Consider the following 26,791-nt stretch of genomic DNA (forward strand, 5'->3'; position numbering starts at 1 on the left):
TCGGTTCTATAGTGTCCGGTCGTGGAACTCGTTTCGATGGCGACCGCTGCTCTGGCGAAGGCGATTGGCTCACGGGTAGGTGCCGAACTGGGCGGCTCGTTGGTCAAGGGCGCGAAGGTCAGGATCCTCGGCGACCCGGAGCAGAAGGCGTTGCAGCGGGCGTTGCAGCGGGCGTTTTCCCAGGTACAGGACGAGTTCGGCGATCGGCTGGCTGCGTTTGACGTCAACGACGGGTTCTGGGTGCATGAGGGTGCGGCGGAGTTGGCGTTGGTCCTCGTTCCGGGGGGTCGGCCGTCGGCGGTCCGGTTGGCTGAGCGGGTGGTGGACTCGTTGGGCGGGTCGCTGTCGGAGGATGACCGATTTGATCGGGTGACTCTGCTGCGGCCGGTCTTCACCACGTTGTTAGCGAGCCTCGCTGACCAGGTACGCGGGGAGGCCGCACTGCAGGCGGTTCTGGGCCGTTCCGATGCCGCCCGGACCGCAGCGGCCACCGAGGCGATGGCACAGGTTCTCGGTGCCGGCCAGGCTGACGGTGACGATGTCAGTGGTTATCTGCACTGGACGCTAGACCAGCATCGATATTTGCGCACCGCCGGTGTCGTTCGCAATACCGCGGTGCGGTTGCCGCTGACTGAAGTGTTCATCGGCTTGTCGGCGCTTCCGGACCGGTTTCCGGGCGACCGGGCCCGGGTGTGGTTCGAGCGGGAGAGAGAAAAGCTGACCGCGCTGGTGGAGGCGGGTCAGTTGGACCGGACGGGGTTCGAGGCCGCGTTGGATCGGCTGCTGGCCCAACTTGGCCAGAAGCTGCCGGTGGACGCGGCTGCTCAGCCCACGCTGGCCGCACCGGTGCTGAAAACGGTCCGCGACAGCGCGCACGTGCTCGTGCTGGGCGACCCGGGGACGGGTAAGACGACCCTGCTGCGGTACCTGGCCTTCACACACGCCCGGGCAATGCTGGACGGCGTGCCGTTGGAGGGACGTGCGGCACTGTTTCCGGTCTACGTGCGTATCAGTGAGTACGCCCGCCACGGCTTTCCACACAAGGGACTGGGGGAGTTCCTGGCTAGCGATGCTGGCAGGCTGGAGTGCCCGGTTGCCCGGCTGCCCGATTTGCTGCGCCAGCAGTTGGAAGCGGGCCGATGTCTGATCTTGTTGGACGGCTTGGATGAGGTGGCATCCGCGCAGTTGCGCCGCGATGTGGTTGGTGCTGTCGTCAACTTCGTGACGGCACACACGCGGGCAGGCAACCGGTTCGTGGTGACCAGCCGGATCGCCGGTTACCAGGCCGCGCCGTTGCCGCAGCCGTTCGCGGCGGTGCGGCTGCAGGACATGGACGACGACACGATTACGCGGTTTCTGGAGGTGTACTGTCGGGAGGTCGAACGCGCCGAAGCCCCCTTGCAGAGCGCCGCTGCAGTCGTGGCCGGAGGGATGCGTGAGGCCGCCGCTATTGGCCAGGCGTTCGAGGCGAATGCCGGGGTACGTCGACTGGCGGTAAACCCGTTGCTACTCACGGCATTGGTGCTGATTCATCGGGCTAGCGGCCGGTTGCCGCATCGTCGGGTCGAGGCCTACATCGAGGTGTGCAACGCGTTGGGGCGTACCTGGCGGAGTGCGCAGGGTGTCGCCGAAGCGGACCTTCCGGATGAACGGATTCTGACCCGTTGGTTGACCGAGCTCGGCTGGTGGATGCATCACCACCGCCCGGAAGGAGCGGTGACCAACCTGGAACTGCTGGAGGTGCTCGGCCCCCTATGGGCTCTGCATCAGGGTTGCCATTGGGACAGCCGCATCCTGCAGGCAGCGGACCCGATGGACACCGCCGCCGGTCAAGCCGTGATCGACTTCGTGAAGAAGGCCGACACCCATACCGGGCTCCTGGTGGAACGGGCCCCAGGACGGTACGGGTTCGCGCACCTGACCTTCGAGGAGTACTACGCTGGCCGAGCCTTGGCGTTTCGCGGCTCGACCGAGCAACGGGTCACCGCAATCCGGCAACGACTGCATGATCCCCGCTATCACGAGCCGATTCTGCTCGCAGTGGGCCTGATCGGCACCGATTATGCCGAACAGATCGACAGTGTGGTCGCCGAAGCTATCTATCCCGCATGCGGCAGCCCCAGTCCCTACGAGGACCTGTTGGGCCGGGACTTCCTGTTCATGCTACGCGTCCTGGCCGATGACACGCCTTTGGCCGCCACCACCATCGACATGGTGGTCAACCAGGCGGTCGAGGAATGGCTGACGCCGACCAGCCGCTGCCGCTTCACCAACTACCGCGAGGCGTTGACCCGCCACCTCGCCGCGCTGCACGGCACTCGGGCCGGTGACCGGCTGGCCGCCGCCGTGGGCAATCAGGCGATCGCCCTCACCAACGCCACAAGGCAACACTGGATCCAGTTGGCCGCCATCACGGCGAAGAACAGCCAGCTGCCCGAAGGTGCTGTAAAAGCGTTGGTTGCTGTTGCCACCAGCACCGACACCGACCCGGAGGTGCGGGTGGAGGCAGGGGCGGTGTTGGCCTCTGGTGGCGTACTCAATCCTGCCGCCGTCGACGCGCTGGTCCACATCGCCACCAGCACCGACACCGACCCGGGAGTCCGGACGGACGCGGCGTCGGCGTTGAGCTCCGGTGCCGCACTCAACACCCCCGTCATCGACGCGCTGGTCCACATCGCCACCAGCACCGACACCGACCCGGGAGTCCGGACGGACGCGGCGTCGGCGTTGGCCTCCAGTGGCACACTCAACACCCCCGTCATCGACGCGCTGGTCCACATCGCCACCAGTGCCGACACCGAGCTGTTCGTGCGGGTGGACGCGTTGTCGGTGTTGGCCTCCGGTGGCACACTCAACACCGCCGTCATCGACGCGCTGGTCCACATCGCCACCAGCACCGACGCCGGGCTGTTCGTGCGGGTGGAGGCGGTGTCGGCGTTGGCCTCCGGTGGCACACTCAACACCGCCGCCGTCGACGCGCTGGTCCACATCGCCACCAGCACCGACACCGACCCGGGAGTGCGGACGCGGGCAGCGTCGGCGTTGGCCTCTGGTGGCGCACTCAACACCCCCGTCATCGACGCGCTGGTCCACATCGCCACCAGCACCGACACCGACCCGGGGGTGCGAACGGAGGCGGCGTCGGCGTTGAGCTCCGGCGGCACACTCAACACCGCCGCCGTCGACGCGCTGGTCCACATCGCCACCAGCACCGACACCGACCCGGGAGTGCGGACGCGGGCAGCGTCGGCGTTGGCCTCTGGTGGCGCACTCAATCCTGCCGCCGTCGACGCGCTGGTCCACATCGCCACCAGCACCGACACCGACCCGGGAGTGCGGACGGAGGCGGCGTCGGCGTTGAGCTCCGGCGGCACACTCAACACCGCCGTCATCGACGCGCTGGTCCACATCGCCACCAGCACCGACACCGACCTGTTCGTCCAAACGCGGGCGGTGTCGGTGTTGGCCTCCGGTGGCACACTCAACACCGCCGTCATCGACGCGCTGGTCCACATCGCCACCAGCACCGACACCGACCCGGGAGTCCGGACGGAGGCGGCGTCGGCGTTGAGCTCCGGTGCCGCACTCAACACCGCCGTCATCGACGCGCTGGTCCACATCGCCACCAGCACCGACACAGACCTGTTCGTTCAAACGCGGGCGGTGTCGGTGTTGGCCTCCGGTGGCACACTCAACACCGCCGTCATCGACGCGCTGGTCCACATCGCCACCAACGCAGATAGTTGGAGCACCCGAGAGTATTCCGTAAAAGCGCTCAGCCGGGCTGAGCCATTACCGGCTCTGCAGGAGGTTCTTATCTCGCTCTTGACGGATCCAGACAACGATGTACGTAGCGAAGCCGGTCAGACGCTAATCGCACTCTCTCGCGAACATCCCGAATATTCGGCACAGATTGGTACACGGCTCGTCGCCGCGTGTACAGACCCGGCCTTCGAGATAGAAGATGAGGTAAGATATCGGACAGGATGGGACTACGCCTACACGGCTCTACGCACTCATGTGGAAACCCTTTCTCCACCGAATCTGCATGCGTGATCGCTCCGGGTTCAATTCGACGGCGCCCGTCCGCCAACTGGCGTGCGTCGCGGCGAAGCGGGCCAGGGAGGGATTGATGCCGGCGGCGAGCCGGAGTTGCTGGCTGGCTCGCTCGTGTTGGGAGCCTGGGCCGGACATTTCCTCGACCTGGACGGTCCTGCCGATGTCGTGGGTGGCCGCGCCGAAGAGAACCGCCCTGCGGTCGACGGCCAGGCTCGGGTTGCGACCGGCGATCCAGGCGGTGAGCTGGGCGGCGGCGACGTACACGGTACGCAGGTGCGCGGCCAGTCGAGGCGGCGCGTTCAGCTCGAAGAGGAGGTCGGCGACTTGGGCGGATAGCTGCCGCAGCGGCGGGTCACCAGATTCGCCCAAGGCATGACTCAGCGTCAAGGGCATGGGTGCCTCCTATGCCTCAGCGAACGCATTCTTGACCCTCGGCACGGTGGACGGCCGGGCCTTGTACGCGGTCGGCGTGGCGTACGAGTTGCACGGCGAGCACCTGGATCGCGGACTGCGGGCGTACCCGGGCTCCGCCGACCGGGCGGCACCGCGCTGACCCAGGACGAGTGACCGCGCCCTCCCCGTACCGCCTCTACCGGGCGACGGCGACCGACCTGTGGATCCTGTGCCCACGCCAGCCGCACCCACCCCGCAGCACGGTCTCGCGAGGGACCACCGAACCCGGATCGAATAGCGACGCGCCGTTTCGGAATCAGCCGGGGCGCCGCCGATCATCTGCGGTTCACGCGTCCGCGAACTTCCGCCGGACCGGACAACGCGACGGCGCGCGCCGAAATCTTTGGACCGGACCGACGGGGACGTGACACGCTGCCGGGATGCTGCTGCGAATGTCCACCCTGTTCCTGCGTACCCTGCGCGAGGATCCGGCGGACGCGGAGGTGCCGAGCCATCGGCTGCTGCTCCGCGCCGGATACGTCCGCCGCGCCGCGCCGGGCGGGTACACCTGGCTGCCGCTGGGCAAGCTGGTGCTGGACCGGGTCACCGAGCTGATCCGGGCGGAGATCACCGCGATCGGTGGGCAGGAGATCCAGTTCCCGGCGTTGCTGCCGCGCGAGCCGTACCAGACCAGCGGACGGTGGACCGAGTACGGCGACGACATCTTCACCCTGGCCGACCGGCGCGGCGCCGAGTTCCTGCTGGCACCCACCCACGAGGAGATGGCGACGCTGCTGGTCCGGGACACGTTCAGCTCGTACCGGGACTTTCCGGTGGTGCTGTTCCAGGTGCAGAGCAAGTTCCGGGACGAGGCGCGGCCCCGGGCCGGCCTGCTGCGCGGGCGCGAGTTCCTGATGAAGGACGCCTACTCGTTCGACCTCGACCAGGCCGGCCTGCGGGCGACGTACGACCGGTTCCGCGGCGCGTACCGGCGGATCTTCGACCGGCTCGGGCTGGACTACGAGGTCGTCTCGGCGATGTCCGGCGCGATGGGCGGCTCCGGGTCCGAGGAGTTCCTGGCCGCCACCCCGGTCGGCGAGGACACCTTCGTCGGTTGCACGGTCTGTCACTACGCGGCGAACACCGAGGCGGTGACCACCCCCGCCCCACCGGCCGGCGAGGTGGCCGGCCACCCGGCCCCGCGGGTGTACGACACCCCGGACACCCCGACCATCGAGGCGCTGGTCGAGCTGGCCAACGCGCGCCAGCTCGGTGACCGGACCGGCTGGACGGCCGCCGACACGCTCAAGAACGTCGTGCTGTCGGTCCGCCGGCCGGGCGCGGACGAACCGGACCTGGTGGTGATCGGGATTCCCGGTGACCGGCAGGTGGACCTCAAGCGGGTCGAGGCGGCCCTGCATCCCGCGACCGTGGAGTTGTTCGACGGGTTCGCCGACCAGCCGGACCTGGTCCGCGGCTACATCGGCCCGCAGGTGCTGGGCAAGCTGGGCATCCGCTACCTGGTCGATCCCCGGGTGGTGGCCGGCACCGCCTGGCTGACCGGGGCCAACGAACCCGGCCGGCACGCGGTCGACGTGGTCGCCGGCCGGGACTTCCACCCGGACGGCACGATCGAGGCGGCCGAGGTGCGCGCGGGTGATCCCTGCCCGGCCTGCCGGTCCGGCGCGCTCACCATCCGGCGCGGCATCGAGGTGGGGCACATCTTCCAGCTCGGCCGCCGGTTCACCGACGCGTTCGCGGTCGACGTCTCCGGCCCGGACGGCCGGCCGGTGCGGCCGATCATGGGCTGCTACGGCATCGGGGTCTCCCGCGTGGTGGCGGCCGTCGCCGAGCAGCACCACGACGGACGCGGCCTGGTCTGGCCGGCCACGGTCGCGCCGTGCGACGTACACCTGGTCGTCGCCGGCAAGGGGCCGCAGGTCGACGCGGCGCTGGCGCTCGGCGGTCGGCTCGCCGACCGGGGCCTGCGGGTCCTGGTCGACGACCGGACCACCGTGTCCGCCGGGGTCAAGTTCACCGACGCCGAGCTGATCGGCATCCCGCGCGCGGTCGTGGTCGGCCGCCGACTCACCGACGGGTACGTCGAACTGCGCGACCGTCGCAGCGGCGAACGCACCGAGATCCCGGTCGACGAGCTGGTCGACCGGCTGCTCACCTGAGCCGACCCGGAACCGCCCCCGGTCACCGCCGTGGCTTGGTGGCGTGGGCGGTTCCGCGCGGCCACCCGGTGCGGCGGGTGGTGTGGTCGGTCAGGCGGTGCCGCCGGAACGCAGGGAGCGGTAGTAGCGCTGGCACTCGGCATAGTCCGGCAGCAGGCCGGCCTCGCGCAGCTCGGCCAGGCTCGGACCGGCCGCGTCCCGGTCGGACAGCACGGGTTCGAGGCCGACGGGCAGTTCGATGCCCACCTCCTCGTCGCGGATGTTGAGGATCCGCTCGCGGTGCGGGGCGTACCCCTCGCTGCACAGGTAGGTCAGCACGGTGTCGTCCTCCAGGGCGACGAAGCCGTGGCCGAGTCCCTCGGAGAGGTAGAGCGCCCGGTAGTCGACCGCGTCCAGGCGGGCCACCTCGTACCTGCCGAAGGTCGGCGAGCCGACCCGCAGGTCGACGACGATGTCCAGCATCGCCCCGCGCGGGCAGTACACGTACTTGCCCTGGCCGGGCGGCACGTCGGCCCAGTGGATGCCGCGCAGCACCCCGCGCCGGGAGACGCTGTGGTTGGCCTGGACGAGCTTGAACTCGAAGCCGAGGGCGTCCGCGAAGGCGCGCGGGTCGTACCAGACCATGAAGTTGCCCCGGTTGTCCGGGAACTGCTGTGGGACGAACTCCCAGGCGCCGGAAATCGACAGCTCGGTGGCCTTCACCTGATCACCCTTCGTCAGTGCCGTACCGGCGATAACCCTACCGGTCGGTCGGCCGTCTAACCCCTATACCCGTCCGCACTGGTCAATGGCCGAAACCCGACAAGGTGTAGGGGGTAGTACACGGGGTACGAATTGAACGTCAGCGGTTCACGTTCGCCGCACGTTTTCGGGGAGGCTCTCATGGCTGGCTACCGGGTCAGCGACGTCATGACCAGACAGGTGATCTATCTGCCCGCCCAGACCCCGCTGGACGAGGCGGCCAAGGCCATGCGGGACGCCGACATCGGGGACATCGTGGTGACCGAGGGTGCCGGCATCATCGGCATGGTGACCGACCGGGACATCGTGGTCCGCGCGGTCGCCGAGCGCAAGGATGCGGGCAGCACCACGATCGGCTCGATCATCACCCGCGAGGTGGTGATGATCGAGCAGAGTTCGTCCACGACCGACGCTGCGACCCTGATGCGCGACCGGGGCGTACGCCGGGTGTTGGTGTGTGACTCCGACCGCAAGTTGGTCGGCATCGTCTCGCTCGGTGACCTGGCGATGCGGTTGGACCCCACCTCGGCCCTCGGCGAGATCAGCGAACATGCGCCGAACAATTGACGAGTAGCCTGGTCCGCATGCCGCCCAAGCTCGCCGAGATCGTGGAAGAGTTCGCCTCCGCCCCGCGTGACGTGGTGCTGGAGATGCTGCTGGAGTACTCCGACGCGGTGCCGCCGCTGCCCGAGTCGCTTGTCGACCGGGCGGGCATGGAACAGGTCCCGGAGTGCCAGACGGCGTTCTTCCTGCGCGCGGAGGTGAACCCGGACCGGACGGTCAGCACCTGGTTCGACTGCCCGCCCGAGGCGCCCACCACCCGGGCCTTCGCCGGCATCCTGGCCGAGGGACTGGCCGGCGCGGACGCCGAGGAGGTGCTCGCCGTACCGGACGATCTCTATCAGCGGATGGGCCTGGCCCAGGCGATCAGCCCGCTGCGGGTGCGCGGCGGCACCGCCATCCTCGGCCGGCTGAAGCGACAGGTCCGCGAGCAGCTCGGCTGACCGGGCCGGACGGGCGGCCGGGCCCCGGCCGACACCGGCGGGCGGGAACAGACCGGCGGCCCGGCGGCGTTGACCCCGGACGTGGAGATTGAGATCTACTCGGACGTGGTCTGTCCCTGGTGTTACATCGGCAAGCGTCGGCTGGAACGAGCCCTGGCGTCCTACGACGGCACGGTCACCGTCCGCTACCGGCCGTTCCAGCTGGACCCGGCCCCGGTCGACGAACCGAGGCCGCTGACCGAGGCCATGGCGGCGAAGTTCGGCGGCGCGGAGCGCACCCGGGAGATCTTCGCCCACACCGCGGGGGTCGCCGCCGAGGTCGGCCTGGACCTGCGCTTCGACCGGGCGGTCACCGCCAACACGTTCGACGCGCACCGGCTGACCTGGTACGCCGACCGGCGCGACCGGGCGGCCGCGGTGGTCGAGGCGCTGCACCGGGCGCACTTCACCGACGGGCTGGACGTCGGGTCACGGGACGTGCTCGCCACGCTGGCCGGCGCCGCCGGTCTGGACCCCGCCGAGGTACGCCGGTTCCTGGACTCCGACGACGGCGGCACCGAGGTACGCGCCGCGCTGTCCCGGGCCCGCGAACTCGGTGTGACCAGCGTGCCGACCTTCGTGCTCGCGGGGAAGTACGCGGTGACCGGCGCCCAGGAGCCGGAGACGCTGCTCGCCGCGCTGACCGAGGTGGGCCGCCGGGAATCGGGGTCCGCCGGCTGACCGGCGTTGTTTCACGTGCAACAAGATTTATGAAGGTCGATTCAGTCGGTGTCGGTCAGCCGACCGGCCGGGCCAACCCCTCGACCACCTGGGCGTTCGGCAACGCGCCGAGGGCGGGACCGGGGAGCAGGATCTTGCTGTGCCGCACGCCGGAACCGATGATGACGTGCGGCGTGGCGATCACCCGCGGGTCGACCAGGAGCGGCCAGTCGGACGGCAGCCCGATCGGGGTGATCCCGCCGTACTCCATCCCGGTCGACTCGACCGCCTCGGTCATCGGCGCGAAGCTCGCCTTGCGCACGTCGAGGTGCCGGCGGACCACGCCGTTGACGTCGGCCCGGGTGGTGGCCAGCACCACGCAGGCGGCGTACCGGACGACGCCCTCCCGCTTGCCGGCGATCACCACGCAGTTGGCCGACACGTCCAGTCCCACCTGGTACGCCGCGCAGAACTCGGCGGTGTCGGCCAACTCGGCATCGATCGCCGCCACCAGCACGTCGTCGGCCGGCACCGGCGCGTCCACCGGCCAACCGGCCAGTGCGTCGACCACCGGTGGGGCGAGCAGATCGGGCCGGCTCCGGGCCGGCTCCGGCTTCAGGGTGCCCAACATCCCGCGATCGTCCCACCCGGCCGGCCCACCCGCCCAACCGGCCGGGCCGGTCCCGAGGATCAGGACCCCGCCCGCCCGTCGCCCGATGGACCGGCGGCTCACGGGCCGGCGGCTCAGGAGCCGGCGAGCGAGGTGTCGTCCCGGCCGTACGGCGGTTCCGCCGGGATCATCGGCCGGTCGGGCAGGACGACGTCCCGTCGGGCCTGTTCGACGTCCTGGATGCCGTGCCGGACGGCGAGCCGCAGCACGCCGTAGAGGAAGACGAACCCGAGGCAGTACAGCACCAGGGTGAAGACGAGTTGCAGCAGCATTCGGTCACGGTAGGACCGGCGGTGACGCGAACATCACTCGTCTGCCGGTTGTCCCCCGTACGTGCCGGCGACTTGACAGCAGTAGCTAATGGCATTAGCTTTTTGGCTATGACAGCTAGCTACTTCGACCGGGGAACCGGCCGCATCGCGTACGACGTCCAGGGCGACGGCCCGCTGGTGCTCTGCGTTCCGGGGATGGGGGTGCTCCGGTCGGCCTTCCGGTTCACCGTGCCGGCCCTGGTCGAGGCGGGTCACCGGGTGGCGACCATGGACCTGCGCGGACACGGCGACAGCGACGCCGACTTCGACGCGTACGACGATCCGGCGCTGGCCACCGACATCCTGGCACTGATCGACCACCTCGGCGGGCCGGCGCTGGTGCTCGGTCACTCGATGGGGTCCGCCGGCGCCGTCATCGCCGCCGCCGACCGGCCGGACCGGATCGCCGGGCTGGCCCTGCTCGGGCCGTTCGTCCGCGACCCGAAGAGCAACCCGGCGATGGCGCTGGCCCAGCGGCTGCTGCTGACCCGCCCCTGGGGCCCGGCCGCCTGGGTCTGGTTCTACGGCACCCTCAACGCCGGTCGGAAACCGGCCGACTTCGCCGCGGACACCGGCCGGATCCGGCAGAGCCTGCGCCGGGCCGACCACTGGCGCTCGTTCGTCCGCACCACCCGGACCAGCCACGCCCCGGCCGAAGGACGGCTCGCCGCGGTGCGCGCACCGGCCCTGGTGCTGATGGGCGAGCAGGACCCGGACTTCCCGGACCCGACCGCCGAGGGACGGTGGATCGCCGACCGGCTACGCGGTGAGCTGCTGCCGGTGCCCGAAGCCGGCCACTACCCGATGAGCCAGCGTCCGGACCTGGTCAACCCGGCCCTGGTCCAATTCGCGGGTAGGATCTTCACCCGTGCCTAGGGCCGGCCTCACCCCGACCATCGTGGTCGCCGAGGCGGCCCGGGTCGCCGACCGGGTCGGCCTCGACCGGCTCACCCTGGCCGCCGTCGCCCAGCAGCTCGGCGTGGCCCTGCCCAGCCTCTACAAACACGTCCGCGGGCTGGACGCGTTGCAGCAGCAGCTCGCCGTCCGGGCTCTCGGCGAGCTGACGACGGCCCTGACCGACGCGACCGTGGGCCGATCCGGTCGGGCGGCCCTGCACGCCATGGCCGCGGCGCTCCGGGAGTACGCCCGCCGGCACCCGGGCAGCTACGCCGCCACCCTGCGAGCCCCGGACCCGAGCGACCCGGCGCACGTGGCCGCCGGCGAACGGACGGTCCGGATGATCTACGCCGTGCTGGCCGGCTACGGGCTGACCGACGACCAACTGGTCGACGCCACCCGGATGCTGCGCAGCGCGCTGCACGGGTTCGTCGCGCTGGAGGCGGCCGGCGGGTTCGGCCTGCCCCGGGACACCGACCGGTCGTACGAGCTGATGGTGGACGCCCTCGACGGCGCGTTCCGGTCCTGGCCGGGCTGAACCCGCCGCCCGGCCGTCAGCCGGGCGAGCCCGGCCGGACCAGGCCCACCTCGTACGCCAGCACCGCGGCCTGCACCCGGTCGCGCAGCCCGAGCTTGGTCAGGATGGCGGACAGATGGGTCTTCACCGTCGCCCGGCTCAGGTACAACCGGTCGGCGATCTCGGCGTTCGACATCGCCCTCGCCACCAGGACCAGCACCTCGACCTCCCGGCTGGTCAGGCTGTCCAGACCGGTCGGTGGCACGCTCGGTCCGGGCAACTGTCCGGCGAACCGGTCCAGCAGCCGGCGGGTCACCGTCGGGGCCAGCAACGCCTCGCCGCGGGCCACCACCCGGATCGCCTCGGCCAGGTCGGCCGGCCGGGTGTCCTTCAGCAGGAACCCGCTGGCACCGGCCCGCAACGCGGCGAAGACCGGCTCGTCCAGGTCGAAGGTGGTCAGGATGATGACCCGGGCCGGATTGCCGGCGGCGACCAGCCTGCGGGTCGCCTCGATCCCGTCCAACCGCGGCATCCGTACGTCCATCAGGATCACGTCGGGGCGGACCCGGCCGGCCAACTCCACCGCCGCCAGACCGTCCGCCGCCTGACCGACCACCGCGAGGTCGTCGCGCGCCTCGACGATCATCGTCAGCCCGGCCCGGACCAGTTCCTGGTCGTCGGCGAGCAGCACCCGGACGGTCAACAGGACACCTCCACCGGCAGGTGGGCCCGGACCCGGAAGCCGCCGTCGGGCAGCGGTCCGGCGTCCAGCGTGCCGCCGAGCAGGCGGGCGCGCTCCCGCATGCCGACGATGCCGTGGCCGCCGGTGGTCCCGTCGATGACCGGCGACCCGCCACCGGCGCCGTCATCGGTGATCTCCACGTTGACCGCCGTCGGTGCGTACCGGACGGTCACCTCCGCCCGGCTCGCCCGGGCGTGCCGCAGGGTGTTGGTGAGCGACTCCTGCACGATCCGGTACGCGGACAGGTCGACGCCACCGGGCAGTGCCGACGCGGTGCCCTCCCGGCGTACCGCGACCCGCAGGCCCGCGGCGCGCAGCGTGTCGACAAGCGCGTCCAGCTGCCCCAGCCCCGGCTGCGGGCCGGCCGGGTCGACCGCGCCGTCCGGTCGCATGTCGGTCAACAGCACGCGCAGCTCACCCAGCGCCTCCCGGGCGGCCGCCTGGATGGCCACCAGCGACTCCCGGGCCCGGTCCGGCCGGATGTCGAAGACGTCCTCGGCCGCTCCCGCCTGCAGGGCGATCATCGAGACGTTGTGCGCCACCACGTCGTGCAGTTCCCGGGCGATCCGAGCCCGCTCGTCGGCCACGATCCGCAGCCGCTCGTCCCGCCGGCGGACCGCCCGGCCGCGTAGCAGCTCGCCCCAGGCCCAGGCGAGGCCGAGTCCGGCCATCGCGATCAGCATGTCCCGCCAGCCCGCGGTGAGGCCCTTCCACGGCGTCGGCACCAGCAGCAGGCCCAACGCCCACAGCGAGACCCGGGGTGGCCGGAGCCGGGCCAGGTAGGTCAGCGGCACGTTCACCAACCCGAGCCAGCCGAGGTGCGGGCTGAGCAACTCCAGACCCACCCCGGCCAGCGCGGCGACCAGCACCGCCCACTCCGGGCGCCGGCGGATCCACAGCAGCGAACCGGCCTGCGCGGCGGCCAGCCCCACCGCGACGCCGAGGGCCGGCGCCGATCGGGGCCCGCCGGGCACGAACCAGGTGAGAACCAGGAGTACGACGAAGACCAGCGCGGCGGTCGACGCGTCGATCCGTACGGCCGGTCGTCCGGGCACCTGGTGCATGTCCGGATCGTATTGCGCCCCGGACCGGCCGCCATCGGCCGCGGGACGGAGGTGCGCCGCCCACCTCGGCCGACGGACCTACCCGCGGCCTTCGCTCCGGGTCGGGCGGACCGGGGTCGACCCGACCCGCGCCGCCGGCGCTCAGGCCTGTTCGAGGGCCTCGCCGACGCCTCTGGCCAGGCCGGACGTGTGCTGGTCGGCCAGGATGTGACCGGCGGTGATCACCAACCTGCCCGGCGTATTCCACCCCGTCGCGGTCCCATGCCTGTCCGGCTGGCGAAACTTCCGCCCCGACGAACGCATAACAAAGGGGCGAGCGGGAAGCCAGGGCGGTCACCGGGCTCGGGAGGTGGTATGGGAAATGGCGCTCAACGGGTGGGCCCCCTCCTGGCTCCGCCCACCCGCGCACATTCCTGAGCTGGTCACCGGCTTGTCGCGGAGCACCGGGACGCTCGCCACCCGGTTCGCCCGGGCCGCCGGGCTGAACGGGCGGGGCGTGTGGTCCCGCCCCGGCCGGCACCACATCGAGGTGCACGGCGTCGCCCAGGTGGGCGCGGAACGGTTGGCCCGGCGGATCGAGCTGGCGCTGGCCCGGCTTCCCGGGGTGGCCTGGGCCCGGGTGAACGGCGCCTCCGGCCGGGTGGTGGTGGCGGTGACCCCACCCGAGCCCCGGTTGCGTGACCTGATCGCCACGATCGCGGCCGTCGAGCGTACGGACGGGGTGGAGGACGAGTGCGCGCCGCCGCGCCCGCCGGAGGAGGGACCGCGGACCAAGCGGGCGGTCTCCACCCTGGCCGCCGACGCGCTCGGCCTGGGCCTGGCGGCGGCCACGAAGATCCTGCCGTTCACCCCGATTCCGGGCGAGCTGGCCAGCCTGATCAACGTGGTCGACCTGCACCCCCGACTGCACGAGTTGGCCGGCCGGGGCCTGCGCCCGGACCTGGCCAACTCGGCGTTCCCGCTCGTCGAGGCGGTGACCCAGGGCCTGGCCGGCGGCTGGGCCGGCACGGCGCTCGACGTCGCCCAACGAATCCTGCAGTGGGGCGAGGCGCACGCCCAGCTGGCGGCCTGGGAACGGGCCGAACCGATGCTGGCCGGCGACCCGGACCTCGCCGGCTCGCCACCGTGCCCGGCCGAGCGTCCCCGGCCCAAGCCGGACGGCCCGGTGGAGCGGTACTCCGCCCGGATCCTGGCCACCGGCGGGCTGGCCGGTGCCGCGGCGGCACCGGTGGTGGGTGTCAAACGGGCCGCCGCGCTGGCCCTGGCCGGCCTGCCGAAGGCGGGCGCGTCCGGTCGCGAGGGTTACGCGGCGAACCTCGGTCGGATGCTGGCCCGCCGCGGTGTGATCGCGATGGACCGGAGCGTGCTGCGCGAACTCGACCGGATCGACACCCTGGTGCTCGACGAGGACGTGCTGCGGTCGGACCGGGGCATGCTGACCGACCTCGTGCCGCTGCCCGGCGCCGACCCGACCGAGGTCGCCGCCCGGGCCTTCGGGCTGTTCGAGCCGGACTCGCCGGACCACATTCGGCAGGACGGTCGCTGGCGGTTGGGGCCGGTCGAGCGGCTGGGGTTGCGCGGTCGCACCGGCGCGCGGGAGGCACGCCGGCTCGGCGCGGACGGCGCCACCGTGCTCGGTCTGGCCAACGGGGACCGGCTCGCGGCGGTGATCAGGGTCGAGGCGGAACTCGCGCCGGGTGCCGAGGCGCTGCCGGTGGCGGCCCGGTCGGCGGGCCTGCGACTGCTGGTCGCCGGCGCCGACACCGGGGACGGACGGTTCGGCGACGGACGGTTCGGCGACGGCGGTGTGCCGGGCGGCGCCGAGTTGCTCCGGTCGGTCCGCCAGCTTCAGGCCAACGGGGCGATGGTCATGCTCGTCTCGCGCGACCGGCGGGCGCTCGGGGCCGCCGACTGCGGGCTCGGCGTGTGGCGTCCCGGAGAGAAGCCGCCGTGGGGCGCGCACCTGCTGGTCGGTCCGGACCTGGACGCACCGGCCCTGGTGGTGACGGCGACCGGGCTGGCCCGGCAGGTGGCCCGGCACAGCGTGCGGCTGGCCGCCGCCGGCACCGGCGTTGGCGTGCTCGCCGCGCTCACCGGCAGCCGCGAACGGCTGCCGCGGCGGACGGTGGACGCGGTCAACGGCGCCGCCGGGGTGGCCCTGGCCAACGGCTGCTGGCAGGCCCGCCGGCTGCCCGGTCGGCCCGCCGAAAAACCGAAGCCGGCGCCGCCCTGGCACCTGATGCCGGTGGACGTCGTGCTGGCCCGGCTGCGCACCGACCCCGGTGGGCTGTCCACCGAGGAGGCGAACCGGCGCGCCCGGTCCCGGACCGGCGCCGGATCGGACCGGGTCGGGTTGGGCCGGGCGTTCCTCGACGAAATCGCCAATCCGCTGACCCCGGTGCTGGCCGGTGGTGCGGCGCTGTCCGCCGCCGTCGGGTCGATCGTGGACGCCGGGCTGGTCGGTGGGGTGATCGGGGTGTCGGCGTTGGCCGGGGCCACGCAGCGGGTCCGCACCGAACGGTCGCTCGCCGAGCTGCTCGCCCGGTCCGCGGTGACCGCCACGGTCCGGCGGGACGGCACCGAACGGGTGGTCACCGCCGACGAGCTGGTGCCCGGCGACGTCGTGCTGCTCGACACCGGTGACGCGATCCCGGCCGACTGCCGGGTGCTCGACGCGGCCGGGCTGGAGACGGACGAGTCCTCGGTGACCGGCGAGTCGCTGCCGGTCGGCAAGTCACCGGAGCCGGTCGTGACGTCGACCGTGGCCGAGCGGCACTCGATGCTCTACGAGGGCACCACGGTGGCCGCCGGTCGGGCCACCGCCGTGGTGGTCGCCGTGGGCGCCGACACCGAGGTCGGTCGGGGCATGGCGCTGTCCCACGACGCCCCACCGACCAGCGGGGTGGAGGCCAGGCTCACCGGGTTGACCAGCACCGCGATCCCGCTCGCCGCCGGATCGGCGATCTCGGTCGCCGGGGCGGGACTGCTGCGCGGCGTACCGCTGGCCGAGTCGGCGGCCACGGCGGCGAACCTGGCGGTCGCCTCGGTGCCCGAGGGCCTGCCCTTCCTGGTCAGTGCCGCGCAACTGGCGGCGGCCCGGCGGCTGGCCGACCACGGCGCGCTGGTCCGCAACCCCCGCACCATCGAGGCCCTGGGCCGGGTGGACGTGCTGTGTTTCGACAAGACCGGCACCCTGACCGAGGGCCGGTTGCAGCTCGTCGGGGTCGGCGACGGCGACCGGTACGCCCCGGTCGACGCGCTCGACGACGACCTGCGGACCGTCCTCGGCGCCGCGTTACGGGCCACCCCACCGGCGGACGGTGACGCGCAGTTGTCCCAGCAGACCGATCGGGCCGTGGTGGCCGGGGCGGACCGGATCGGCGCGCGGGTGAGCGCCGACGGGCACGGCTGGCGGTTGGCCGAGGCGCTGCCGTTCGAGCCGTCCCGGGGCTACTACGCGGCGGTGGGCAGCTGCCACGGCGGCTACCTGCTGGACGTCAAGGGCGCACCGGAACGGATCCTGCCGCGCTGCTCCCGCCGCCGCACCGGCGACACCGAGGAACCGCTCGACGAGCCGGGTCGGGACCGGTTGCGGGCGGCGCTCGACCAGCTCGCCGGCTCGGGGCACCGGGTGCTGGCGGTCGCCGAGCGGTCGGTGCCGACCGCCACCCTGACCGACGGCGAGGTCGACGCGCTGACCTTCGTGGGCTTCCTGGCCATCGCCGACGGGGTACGCGAGAGCGCGTCCCCCGCCGTCCGGCGGATCCGGGCCGCCGGGGTGCACACCATCATGATCACCGGTGACCATCCCGCGACGGCCGAGGCGATCGCCTCGGTGATCAGCCCGGACGGCGCCCGACAGCGGGTCAGCGTCGCCACCGACCTCGACGAACTCGACGACGAGGCGCTGGCCGACCGGTTGATGGCCACCGACGTGGTGGCCCGGTGCACCCCCGCGCACAAGGTGCGGCTGATCCAGGCGCTGCAGAAACGGGGTCGTACGGTGGCGATGACCGGGGACGGCGCCAACGACGCGCCCGCCATCCGGCTGGCCGACGTCGGGATCGCCCTCGGCCAACGGGGTACCCCGGCCGCCCGGGCCGCCGCCGACCTGGTGGTCACCGACGACCGGCTGGAGACCATCATCGCCACCCTGGTCGAGGGCCGGGCGATGTGGTCGTCGGTCCGGCACGCGCTGAGCATCCTGGTCGGCGGCAACCTCGGGGAGATCGCCTTCAGCGTGCTGTCCGCGGCGGTGACCGGCCGGTCCGCCCTCAACGGTCGGCAGCTGCTGCTGGTCAACCTGCTCACCGATCTGGCACCGGCGATGGCGATCGCCGTCCGGCCACCGGCGTCCGACGCCGACGACAGCCTGCTCGCCGAGGGGCCGGACCGGTCACTCGGGGCCAGCCTCAACCGGGAGATGGCGCTGCGGGCCGGCACCACCGCCCTCGGCGCCACCACCGGCTGGACGCTGGCCCGCTACACGGGCACCCAACGCCGGGCCAGTACGGTCGCGCTGGCCTCGCTGATCGGCACCCAGCTCGGTCAGACCGTGCTGGCCGGTGGCACCAGCCCGCCCGTACTGGTCGCCACCGGTGCGTCGGTGGCGATGCTGGCCGCGATCGTGCAGACCCCCGGGGTCAGCCAGTTCTTCGGCTGCACCCCGCTCGGCCCGGTCGGCTGGAGCATCGCGGCCGGCAGCGCGGTCGGCGCCACCCTGGCCAACACCGCCGTCGGGCGCCGGTTGATCCCGCCACCGGAACCGTCACCACCGGCGGACTAGCCTGTCGGTCACGATTGGATCAGCGAGCGGTCCACACCGTCGCAGGTGTGCCGCTCAGTCGCCCAGCAGCCAGCCGTTCTCCTCGGCGATGCGAACCGCGCCGGCCCGGGTCCGGGCACCGGTCTTGCCGATCGCCGCCGAGAGGTGGTTGCGGACGGTGCCCTCGGACAGGTGCAGCTTCTCCGCCAGGTCGGCCGCCGTCCCGCCGCCCCGGGCCGCGCGCAGCACCTCGGTCTCCCGTTCGGTCAACGGGCTGCGACCGCTCGCCAGCGTCTCGGCGGCCAGCGTCGGGTCGACCACCCGCAGGCCGGCCTGCACCCGCCGGACCGCGTCGGCGAGCTGCCGCGCGGGGGTGTCCTTGACCACGAAGCCACTCGCGCCGGCCTCCATCGCCCGGCGCAGGTAGCCCGGCCGGCCGAAGGTGGTGACCACCAGCACTCGACAGCCGGGCACCTCGGCGTGCAGGGCCGCGGCGGCGGCGATGCCGTCCAGGCCGGGCATCTCCACGTCGAGCAGGGCGACGTCGGGGTGGCTGCGCCGGGCCGCCTCGACGACCTCGTCGCCCCGGCCGACCTCGGCCACCACCTCCAGGTCCGGTTCGAGGGAGAGCAGCGCGGCCAGCGCGCCCCGGACCAGCGCCTGGTCGTCGGCGAGCAGCAGCCGGATGGGTTGGGCGGTCACAGGCTGACCCGCAGCCGGAACCCGCCGCCCGGGCCGGCCCGGCCCACGGTCAGCCGCGCCCCCAGTTGGTCGGCCCTCTCCCGCAGGCCGCGCAGCCCGTGCCCGACGTCGGTGGGTGGGGCGGCGCCGGCCGACGGCCCGGCACCGTCGTCGGTGACCTCCACCCAGTTCCGGTCGGCTCCGATCACACACCGGCTCGCGCCGCTGTGCCGGACCACGTTGGTCACCGCCTCGCGTACCGCCCAACCGAACAACTCGCTGCGCTCGGGCGGCAACTCCCCGACGGTCGGCGGCAGTTCCGCCGCGATGCCGGCGGCGCACAGCGCGGTCCGCGCGCTGGCCAACTCGGTGTCCAGGTTGACCTCCCGGTAGGCGCCGACCGTGGTCCGCACGTCGGCCAGTGCCTCCCGGGACAGCCGTTCCAGGTCGGCGATCTCGACCGCCGCCCGCCGCGGGTCGACCTCCAGCAGCCGGCCGGCGAGTTCCGCCTTGACCGCGATCACCGTCAACGAGTGACCGAGAATGTCGTGCAGGTCGCGGGCCGTCCGGGCCCGTTCACCGGCCACCGCCAGGCGGTGGATCTCGGCCTGCGCGGCGATCAGTTCGTTGTTCCGCGTGTTCAGTCGCTTCACTCCGTGGATGGCGAACGCGGCCAGCAGGATGGCGAACGCCACCCCCTCGTCCGGCGCCCAGGCCGGTACGGCCAGCGGGCTCACCACCGGCACCGCGGCCAGCAGGACGACCACCAGCGCGGCGACCCGGGTCGGCAGCACCAACACGGCGGCGGTGCCGACGTAGACCAGGGTGACCAGCCAGTCCCCGCCGGTGGCCGGGATGGTCGACACCGCCAGCACCGTCAGCCCCGCCAGGAACAGCCACGCCTCCGACGCGGACACGCCCTGCCCGGCCCGCCAGATCCGGCGGATCCGGGTGAACAGCAGGACGTAGCAGAGGGCGAACGCGGCCAGCGCGACCAGTGACACCGTACGACCGACGCCCGGCGGGTGGTGCCACGCGGTGCCGATCGGCTGGCCCAAGTAGAACAGCCAGACCACACCGATCAGCCAGCCGATGCCCCGGCTGAGCGGGCTCATGTTCCGCTCGGCCGGGGCGGGCGACGAACTCACAGTGTCCACACTAGTCGGTCCGATCAGACCCGAGAGGTGTCGCGACGGAACAACCGCGCGGCGCCGAACCCGAACGCGGCGGTCCAGAGCAGCACGTTGGCGACCGCCGTGGCGGTGAACCCGGAACCGGTCAGCGGACTGCGGGCGATCTCCCCGACGCCGTACACCGGGGTGAACTTGGCGATCTGCTGCATCACGTGCGGCAGCAGTTCGAGCGGCACGAACAGGCCGCCGAACATGGCCAGGATGGCCAGGATCGGGCCGAGGAACTGCATCACGTTCTCGGCCGGGGCGAGGTAGCCGACGAACAGCCCGAACGCGGCGAAGACCAGCGAGCAGAGCCAGGCCGCCAGGCCGGACAGCAGCCAGACGTGCACCGGCATCCGTACCCCGCCGGCCGCGCCGACGGCGAACTCCACCACCACCGCGAGCAGCCCGAGACACATCGCGGTGAGCACCTTGGTGGCGACGTAGGCCGCCGGCCGCAGCGGGGTCAACCGCAACTGCCGGCTCCAACCCAGGGCCCGCTCCACGGCGACCATGCCGCCGCCGCTGGTGGTGGCCACCATCGCGCCGTACACCGCCAGGCTGATCATGATGTACGCCATCACCTGCGAGCCGTTGCCCAGCCGCTGCGACTTCTGCGGCAGGCCGAAGATCAGAAAGAACACGGCCGGCATGACCAGGATGAAGATCAACGTACGCCGGTTGCGCAGCACCCGACGGATCTCCAGCAGCAGTACGGTCAGGGTGAACCCGCCCAACGCGGGTCGCTGGCGCGTCCGCGCCCCGTGCCGGCTGTCGGTGGTGACGGTCGTGGTGGTCATCGGGCACTCCGGTCGCTGGTCTGGTCGGAGGTGATGGTCTGGCCGGCACCACTGGTCTCGTCGGAACTGGTGAGGGCGATGAAGGCCTCTTCGAGGTTGCGCGAGGTGATCTCCAGGTCCCGCGCGGCGGTACGGGTCAGCAGGTAACGGGCCACCTCGTCCGAGTCGCCGGCGTGCAGCAGGACGGTGTCCCCGCGTACCTCGACCGAGTCCACCCCCGGCAGGCCGGCGAGTTGGACCTGGTCCGCGCCGGGCAGGGTGGCCCGGACGGTACGACCGGCGGCCAGCGCCTTGACCTCGGCGGTCGTACCGTCGGCGACGATCCGGCCCTGCCGGACCAGGACGATCCGATCGGCGTACGCGTCGGCCTCGTCCAGGTAGTGGGTGGCGAACAGGATGGTCCGGCCGGACCGGGCGTCCTCCCGGATCGCCGACCAGAACTCCCGGCGACCCTCCACGTCCATCCCGGTGGTCGGCTCGTCGAGCACCATCAGATCCGGGTCCGGCAGGAGCGCCAGGGCGAACCGCAGCCGCTGCTGCTGGCCGCCGGAGCACTTGCCCACCCGCCGGTCGGCGATGTCCGCGATGCCGGCCCGGTCGAGTACCTCGGTCACCGGGCGGCTGTGGTGGAAGAAGGTGGACGTCATCTTCACCGTCTCGGCGACCGTCATGTCCTTCAGCAGACCGCCGGTCTGCATGACGGCGGCGACCCGACCGTGCGCGATCGCGTCGGCGGGCGACTGCCCGTACACCCGGACCGTTCCGGCGGTCGGCCGGGTCAGGCCGAGCAGCATGTCGATGGTGGTGGTCTTGCCGGCGCCGTTCGGGCCGAGGAAGGCGACCACCTCGCCCGGGGCGATCCGGAGCGAGAGATCGTTCACGGCGGTCACCGACCCGAACGTCTTGGTGAGATTGGTCAGTTCGACGGCCGGAACGCCGGTGCGCGCCTGCGCGCCACCGTCCCGTCCCGTCGCGGTCGTCGTCGTTGTCATACCGACCACTCTGTGGTTCCGCCGCCCGGTGTCCCGGGGCCGGCCATCACCTTCCGGCCGTGACACTTGTCAGGCCCGGCAGCGGTGACGCATCGAAGGCCGGTGCCGTGCTCCTCCCGTAGAGTCGGGTCGTGGGTCTCCTCGGTTCGGATCCGGCCGCGGCGCCGACGCGGCGTCCTCGGCGGTGGTATCTGGTCGCGCTCGCCGCGATCCTCGGCGTCGCCCTGCTGGTCACTCTCGTCGTGGTCCACTTCGCACCGCGGACCCGCTACGCGGCGACCCTGCCCCGACCCGCCGGCCCGACCGCGCCGGCCGGCCCGACCGCGCCGGCCGCCGAGGCACCGATCCCGGTCCCGCCCGCCCCGGCCGGTCTTCCGGTCATCGACTACGGGCCGGCGCCCAAGGGCTTCCCGGCCGACCCGGACCCGTTGTCCACCATCCGGTTGGCGGAGGGCCTGCATCCGACCAGGAAGGTGCCGGCGTACGACGCCCCGGGCGGCCGGCCGCGTGCCTTCATCGCCCCGACCATCTCCGGCGTCCAGTTGACCATGCCGATCGTCGACCGCCGGTCCGGCTGGGTCGCGGTGCTGCTGCCCTCGGCCAACCGGACCATCGGCTGGCTCCCGCCGGGCGGCTGGCAGACCGTCCCGCTGCGGGACCTCGTCGTCGTGGCCCGCGACACGTACAAGTTGTACTGGCTGCGCGACGACAAGCTGGTCCGGTCCTGGTCGGTGACCCTGGGCATCCCCGCGACGCCGACCCCGCTGGGTCGCACCTTCATCCTCGGCCGGTCCGCGCTGCCGGGTGCGGTGTACGCCGAGACCGACGTGTTCGCCCTGGGCTCGGTGCCGGACCGCCCGGATGCCATCCCGGCCGGCCTCAAGGGCGCGCACATCGGCATCCACACCTGGTACCACGACCGGTCGCTCGGCAAGAAGGACAGCGACGGCTGCATCCGGTTGACCCGCAGCGGCCAGCGGCTGCTGCTGGACGAACTCGTCCCGGGCACCGAGGTCGTGGTGGTCGACCGGTTCCGCGAGCCGGCCCCGACGACCTGACCCGGGCGGCTCGACGGCCACGGCTCGGTGCTCAGCCGCGGCCCGGGTACCGGCACGCGGTGCCGGTGGCGGCGGCGGTCTCCGCCGGGTTCAGCTTGGGTCGCGGTGCCGGGCCCACGGTCCCGCCGAGCCGCATCGCCTGGAGGTCCAGCACGGTGGTCGGGCGCCCACCACCCAGGCACGCCACCGCCGCGACCAGCACCTGACCGCCCGGAGCGGACCGCTGGTCGGGCTGCCAGGCGGCATGGAACGCGGGCCCTTCGGTGAGCGTGAGTTGCCGCCACCGGACCGGTCCGCGGCTGACCGGGTCCGGTACCTGCCAGGCCGCGAAGCCGACGATGTCGACGTCACGACCGTCGGCGGTGGCCGTGACACCGCCGGCCGGTCCGGGGGCGAGGACGAGCGAAACGGCACTCGGCGCGGGCCGGTCGTGCCGGCAGCGGGCCGGGGCCAGGGTGGCGGGTGGATTCCCGTGTACGACGGCCGACGCCACCACGTTGCCGTCCCCCGTGATGAACCATCGGATGTCCGGGGTGCCTCCGGTCGGATCGTGGACCCGCTCGCCGAGGCAGAACCCGGTGAAGCCGAGCGTGCAGTCACTCGGGACGGTGGCCACGACCGGGTCCTCGATCGTGGCGCCGGACCGGACCTGGGCGCCGCTGCCATAGGTCACCCCGGTGAACGCCCGGTTGGTGGGAAGCCGCGGGCAGGCCGCCGCCGGTGCGGTGAGCGGACTGCCCGACCGGTCGGGGTCGTTCCGGGTCAGCACGATCGCGGTGCCCGCCGCCGAGCCGACCGCCGCGACGACGGCGATGGCGGCCGCGAACGCTATCCAGCCGCGCCGCCGACGGGCGTCGGACGGCCGTACCGGTGGGGCCGGTGCCGGTTGCGGCAGCGGTGCCGGTTGCGGCGGGACCGCGAGCGGGACCGTCGGGACCAGGTCCGGCGGCAGGGCCGCCAGCGGCGTCGCGGCGGCCGCGATGGTTCGCGGCGGCGGCAACGCGCGCCCGAGCGGCGGACGGGGCGGAATGGGGAACGTCGCGGGCAGGTCGGGCACGGACGGGTGCCCGACGGGCGGGCACGCGACCGGGCGAGCCACCGCCGAACCGAGATCCGGTCCGGCGGCATGATCCGGGCTTACGTCCGGCGCGGCGGCATGCCCCGGGCTTCCGTCCGGCCCGACGGGGTACGTCGCGCGCTCGTCCGGCGCGATCGGCAGCCCGACGGTCGCCTCGTCCAGGTCCTCCCAGCGTCGCCGCCAGGCCGCCACGTCGCCCCGGCACGCGCCGACGTACGCGAGGACGACGTCCAGCGAGGGCTTCCGGATCCCCCGGGCGGCCTCCGACAACGAGGTCGGGCTGTAGCCGGCGACCTTGGCGAGGGCCCGGTACGTGGGGTTGCCGGCAGCGGTGCGTACCTGCCGCAGCTCGTGCGCGAACGCCTGCAGCGGCCCCGCCGCAGGGTCGATCGGGCGCTCCCGCCGAGCCATCCCGCCTCCCACCGTGGACCTGACGATCGACGTAGATGTCGATGCTGCCGCCACGGTCGGGATGCGTCAAGGTCGATCCGGTGCGGCCACCGGAAGTCGGCCGGCCGCACCGGATCGGTCTAAACGTTCGAGAACTCAGCCGCAGTGTTCGCGCGGGCTGTCGTACTTGGTGGTGCCGACCGAGCCGCCCCACCGGATGCACGTGTTGTCGGCGGCGGCCTTCACCGGCCCGGCGTAGTAGGCGAACGAACCCGAGTCCGTCACCCGAGCCTTGCCGTCCACCTCCAGATAAGCCGACACCGCCGACGCCGTACCCACCGAGGTCTTCTTCAACGTCACCACGCAGTTGTTCTTGGTCGTGGCGTTCCACAACAGATAGACGTCACCCGCCGACCCCAACGCCGCCTGGTCGATCACACCGAAACCGGCACCGCAGACTTCCGTCGGCGTGTGCGGGTTGGTCGACCCGCCGGAGCAGCTGTTGTGCGAGGTCACGGTCTGGTTCGGGTAGCCGAACTTCACCCCGTTGAAGTACGCCGGCTGGATGTTCTGCGGGTACGCCGCGTCGTTGGTGCGGATCTCGAAGTGCAGATGCGGACTGATGTTGTTCCCCGGCTTGCTGGTGTTACCCACCTCGCCGATCTTCTGTCCCTGGCTGACCTTCGCGCCCGCGCTGACCGACCGGACCCGCAGGTGGGCGTAGTAGCTCTTCCAGCCGTCGCCGTGGTCGATGACGACCAGGTTGCCGTACCCGTTGGCCGAGCCCTGGTGTGCCGAGGTGACGACGGTGCCGCCGGACGCGGCGACCACGGTGTCACCGAGATCGGCGTCCGCGCTGCTGCCCCGGTTGAAGTCGATCTCATAGCTTCGGTGCGCGCTGCTGTTGTTCGAGTTGCCGGTCCACTTCTGGTCGCACGGGAACGGCAGCTGGAAGGCCGGGCGCGGCCCGGCGGCGGCGCTGGCGTTGGCCACCTGCACCGCGTTCAGTTGGCCGGTCGAGACGTCGGTGGCGTGGCCCCTGGCGTCGGCGACCAGCTTGGCACCGAAGGCGGCCAGCCCGATGGCGCCACCCAGCACCACCGTGGCGGACAGCAGGATCCGGATTCTGTTCACTCTCTGCTCCTTACCTGGACGATGTCGCTCTGACTCAGCCGCAGTGTTCGCGCGGGCTGTCGTACTTGGTGGTGCCGACCGAGCCGCCCCACCGGATGCACGTGTTGTCGGCGGCGGCCTTCACCGGCCCGGCGTAGTAGGCGAACGAACCCGAGTCCGTCACCCGAGCCTTGCCGTCCACCTCCAGATAAGCCGACACCGCCGACGCCGTACCCACCGAGGTCTTCTTCAACGTCACCACGCAGTTGTTCTTGGTCGTGGCGTTCCACAACAGATAGACGTCACCCGCCGACCCCAACGCCGCCTGGTCGATCACACCGAAACCGGCACCGCAGACTTCCGTCGGCGTGTGCGGGTTGGTCGACCCGCCGCCGCCCCCGGTTCCGGCCGCCAACGCCCGCAACTGGTCGAGCGACCCGTTGAAGAAGTTGTGGTCCACCGCGCCGCTCACCCCGGAGACCGTGAACGAGCTGGTGTTCTGCCAGAAGGTGTACGACGACCAGCCGCCCGGCACGGTAGGGCTGCCCGAGGTGTACTGCGCGAGCCACAGCGGATAGCGGCTGAACGCCGTCGAGTTGCCGGTGTGACTGGTCCAGAACGACGGCCCGGTGTAGATGGCCGGCACCCGCCCGGTGAGCCGCTCGACCTCACCGAGGAAGGTCTTCGCCCAGGTCACCAGCGCGGCGGCGGACAATCCGCCGCTGTCCTCCAGATCCAGTGCCGGCGGCAGTTGGCCGGTGAGGTCGGTGCCGGTCCGGCTGACGAAGTAGCGCGCCTCGGTCAGCGCGTCACCGGACGACGAGTCCGGCCGGGCGAAGTGGTACGCCCCGCGCAGCAGACCCGCCGCGTGGGCTCCGCTGCTGCTCGACGCGTAGTACGGGTTGGTGTAGGACTTTCCCTCGGTCGCCTTGACGTAGACGAAGCTCTGCCCGGCGTCCTTCACCTTCGTCCAGGAGATGGTGCCGCGGCTGCTCTGGATGCTCGACACGTCCAGCCCCTGCACGCCGGTCGCCGTGGTGGACGCCATCCGCTCGGTGGCCGGAAGCGTGGGCGTCGCGGCCGACCAGACGCCACCGGCGATGCCGGCGCTGCCGGCGGCCACCGCGCCGGCCACCACCGCGCCGGCCCCGACCGTGACGGCCAGCCTTCTCAGCCTGAGGCGGGCCGCGCGTCCCGGGCCCGGTCCATCGATGCGCTCGATCATGGGCAGGACGCTAGCAACGTCGTTATCCACAGGGGACGGTCTTCGGTTGCGACCCGGCAGGCGATTGTCGACTCAGCGTACCGACGCCTTCGACAGTGAGTGATGATTTCTTAACGGAGGCTAATTGAACAGTTAAGGACAGTCCCGGAACCGACGTTGTACGGCATTGAACGACGGTCGGCGCCTACCTCCGGACTAACGACTCTTAGCCGGTCGAACCGGTACCTTCCGCCGGGT

At 72.2% G+C, this 26,791-nt stretch carries 22 protein-coding genes; 9 read left to right on the forward strand and 13 right to left on the reverse strand.

Going from position 1 to position 26,791, the window contains the following annotated elements; all coding sequences use genetic code 11:
• The first annotated feature begins 21 nt into the window (after positions 1–21).
• A complete protein-coding gene (locus ACFOX0_RS11055; RefSeq protein ID WP_377544420.1) occupies positions 22–4,056 on the forward strand; it encodes a HEAT repeat domain-containing protein in 4,035 nt (1,344 codons plus the stop codon).
• Here the strand turns inward: ACFOX0_RS11055 and ACFOX0_RS11060 are convergent.
• On the reverse strand, positions 4,009–4,452 hold the full coding sequence (locus ACFOX0_RS11060; RefSeq protein ID WP_377544422.1) for a hypothetical protein: 444 nt from the start codon (positions 4,450–4,452) through the stop codon (positions 4,009–4,011). The two genes, ACFOX0_RS11055 and ACFOX0_RS11060, sit on opposite strands and share 48 nt — an antisense overlap.
• Positions 4,453–4,892: 440 nt before the next feature.
• Between ACFOX0_RS11060 and ACFOX0_RS11065 the strand changes: the two genes are divergently transcribed.
• The gene (locus tag ACFOX0_RS11065) at positions 4,893–6,632 is read left to right on the forward strand and encodes a proline--tRNA ligase (RefSeq protein ID WP_377544424.1); all 1,740 of its coding nucleotides are present in this window, start codon (positions 4,893–4,895) and stop codon (positions 6,630–6,632) included.
• Positions 6,633–6,722: 90 nt separating this feature from the next.
• On the opposite strand, the gene ACFOX0_RS11070 is transcribed toward ACFOX0_RS11065, so the two are convergent.
• Positions 6,723–7,334 (reverse strand): dTDP-4-dehydrorhamnose 3,5-epimerase family protein, encoded by a 612-nt coding sequence (locus tag ACFOX0_RS11070; RefSeq protein ID WP_377544426.1) that lies wholly within the window; start codon positions 7,332–7,334, stop codon positions 6,723–6,725.
• 180 nt (positions 7,335–7,514) lie between these two features.
• Between ACFOX0_RS11070 and ACFOX0_RS11075 the strand changes: the two genes are divergently transcribed.
• The 3 genes from ACFOX0_RS11075 to ACFOX0_RS11085 all read left to right on the forward strand — a co-directional run bounded on the left by ACFOX0_RS11075 (position 7,515) and on the right by ACFOX0_RS11085 (position 9,097).
• On the forward strand, positions 7,515–7,940 hold the full coding sequence (locus tag ACFOX0_RS11075) for a CBS domain-containing protein (protein WP_377544428.1): 426 nt from the start codon (positions 7,515–7,517) through the stop codon (positions 7,938–7,940).
• Positions 7,941–7,948: 8 nt separating this feature from the next.
• Positions 7,949–8,377, forward strand: coding sequence for a SufE family protein (locus ACFOX0_RS11080; RefSeq protein ID WP_377544878.1), 429 nt, complete (start codon positions 7,949–7,951; stop codon positions 8,375–8,377).
• Positions 8,378–8,458: 81 nt separating this feature from the next.
• Positions 8,459–9,097 (forward strand): DsbA family oxidoreductase, encoded by a 639-nt coding sequence (locus ACFOX0_RS11085; RefSeq protein ID WP_377544430.1) that lies wholly within the window; start codon positions 8,459–8,461, stop codon positions 9,095–9,097.
• A gap of 55 nt (positions 9,098–9,152) precedes the next feature.
• Here the strand turns inward: ACFOX0_RS11085 and ACFOX0_RS11090 are convergent, their stop codons facing one another.
• Complete coding sequence (locus tag ACFOX0_RS11090; RefSeq protein WP_449288854.1) at positions 9,153–9,704, reverse strand: YbaK/EbsC family protein; 552 nt, start codon at positions 9,702–9,704, stop codon at positions 9,153–9,155.
• A gap of 116 nt (positions 9,705–9,820) precedes the next feature.
• The gene (locus ACFOX0_RS11095; RefSeq protein WP_377544434.1) at positions 9,821–10,018 is read right to left on the reverse strand and encodes a hypothetical protein; all 198 of its coding nucleotides are present in this window, start codon (positions 10,016–10,018) and stop codon (positions 9,821–9,823) included.
• Positions 10,019–10,126: 108 nt separating this feature from the next.
• On the opposite strand from ACFOX0_RS11095, the gene ACFOX0_RS11100 reads away from it, so the two are divergent.
• Together ACFOX0_RS11100 and ACFOX0_RS11105 are read left to right on the forward strand one after the other, a co-directional pair.
• Positions 10,127–10,933 carry an alpha/beta fold hydrolase gene (locus ACFOX0_RS11100; RefSeq protein ID WP_377544437.1) on the forward strand — a complete coding sequence of 269 codons (807 nt, stop codon included), beginning with the start codon at positions 10,127–10,129 and terminating at the stop codon, positions 10,931–10,933.
• The gene (locus tag ACFOX0_RS11105) at positions 10,926–11,492 is read left to right on the forward strand and encodes a TetR/AcrR family transcriptional regulator (RefSeq protein ID WP_377544439.1); all 567 of its coding nucleotides are present in this window, start codon (positions 10,926–10,928) and stop codon (positions 11,490–11,492) included. The genes ACFOX0_RS11100 and ACFOX0_RS11105 overlap by 8 nt, the downstream gene beginning before the upstream one ends.
• A 16-nt stretch (positions 11,493–11,508) precedes the next feature.
• Here ACFOX0_RS11105 and ACFOX0_RS11110 read toward each other — a convergent pair whose 3' ends face one another.
• Positions 11,509–12,174: a response regulator gene (locus ACFOX0_RS11110; protein ID WP_377544441.1), complete on the reverse strand. Its 666-nt coding sequence runs from the start codon at positions 12,172–12,174 to the stop codon at positions 11,509–11,511.
• On the reverse strand, positions 12,171–13,277 hold the full coding sequence (locus tag ACFOX0_RS11115; RefSeq protein WP_377544443.1) for a sensor histidine kinase: 1,107 nt from the start codon (positions 13,275–13,277) through the stop codon (positions 12,171–12,173). The genes ACFOX0_RS11110 and ACFOX0_RS11115 overlap by 4 nt, the downstream gene beginning before the upstream one ends.
• 361 nt (positions 13,278–13,638) lie before the next feature.
• Here ACFOX0_RS11115 and ACFOX0_RS11120 point away from each other — a divergent pair, with 361 nt between their 5' ends.
• Entirely contained in the window at positions 13,639–18,063 is a 4,425-nt protein-coding gene (locus ACFOX0_RS11120; RefSeq protein ID WP_377544445.1) for a cation-translocating P-type ATPase, read from the forward strand.
• A 54-nt stretch (positions 18,064–18,117) separates the two neighbouring features.
• On the opposite strand, the gene ACFOX0_RS11125 is transcribed toward ACFOX0_RS11120, so the two are convergent.
• From ACFOX0_RS11125 to ACFOX0_RS11140, 4 genes are read right to left on the reverse strand one after another with little or no spacing between them, the layout of a single operon-like run.
• Complete coding sequence (locus tag ACFOX0_RS11125) at positions 18,118–18,744, reverse strand: response regulator transcription factor (RefSeq protein ID WP_377544447.1); 627 nt, start codon at positions 18,742–18,744, stop codon at positions 18,118–18,120.
• Positions 18,741–19,871 carry a sensor histidine kinase gene (locus ACFOX0_RS11130; RefSeq protein ID WP_377544449.1) on the reverse strand — a complete coding sequence of 377 codons (1,131 nt, stop codon included), beginning with the start codon at positions 19,869–19,871 and terminating at the stop codon, positions 18,741–18,743. Before ACFOX0_RS11130 ends, ACFOX0_RS11125 begins: the two co-directional genes overlap by 4 nt.
• 23 nt (positions 19,872–19,894) lie before the next feature.
• The gene (locus tag ACFOX0_RS11135) at positions 19,895–20,698 is read right to left on the reverse strand and encodes an ABC transporter permease (RefSeq protein ID WP_377544451.1); all 804 of its coding nucleotides are present in this window, start codon (positions 20,696–20,698) and stop codon (positions 19,895–19,897) included.
• The gene (locus tag ACFOX0_RS11140; RefSeq protein WP_377544453.1) at positions 20,695–21,690 is read right to left on the reverse strand and encodes an ABC transporter ATP-binding protein; all 996 of its coding nucleotides are present in this window, start codon (positions 21,688–21,690) and stop codon (positions 20,695–20,697) included. The genes ACFOX0_RS11135 and ACFOX0_RS11140 overlap by 4 nt, the downstream gene beginning before the upstream one ends.
• A gap of 131 nt (positions 21,691–21,821) precedes the next feature.
• Here ACFOX0_RS11140 and ACFOX0_RS11145 point away from each other — a divergent pair, with 131 nt between their 5' ends.
• Positions 21,822–22,748, forward strand: coding sequence for a L,D-transpeptidase (locus ACFOX0_RS11145; RefSeq protein WP_377544455.1), 927 nt, complete (start codon positions 21,822–21,824; stop codon positions 22,746–22,748).
• Positions 22,749–22,779: 31 nt separating this feature from the next.
• On the opposite strand, the gene ACFOX0_RS11150 is transcribed toward ACFOX0_RS11145, so the two are convergent.
• From ACFOX0_RS11150 to ACFOX0_RS11160, 3 genes are all read right to left on the reverse strand, one after another.
• Positions 22,780–24,237: a helix-turn-helix domain-containing protein gene (locus ACFOX0_RS11150; RefSeq protein ID WP_377544457.1), complete on the reverse strand. Its 1,458-nt coding sequence runs from the start codon at positions 24,235–24,237 to the stop codon at positions 22,780–22,782.
• A 135-nt stretch (positions 24,238–24,372) separates the two neighbouring features.
• Positions 24,373–25,350, reverse strand: coding sequence for a M23 family metallopeptidase (locus tag ACFOX0_RS11155; protein ID WP_377544459.1), 978 nt, complete (start codon positions 25,348–25,350; stop codon positions 24,373–24,375).
• A 34-nt stretch (positions 25,351–25,384) separates the two neighbouring features.
• Complete coding sequence (locus ACFOX0_RS11160) at positions 25,385–26,554, reverse strand: glycoside hydrolase family 25 protein (protein ID WP_377544461.1); 1,170 nt, start codon at positions 26,552–26,554, stop codon at positions 25,385–25,387.
• Positions 26,555–26,791: the final 237 nt, after the last annotated feature.

Source organism: Micromonospora zhanjiangensis (assembly GCF_042650605.1).
GTDB lineage: Bacteria > Actinomycetota > Actinomycetes > Mycobacteriales > Micromonosporaceae > Micromonospora_J > Micromonospora_J zhanjiangensis.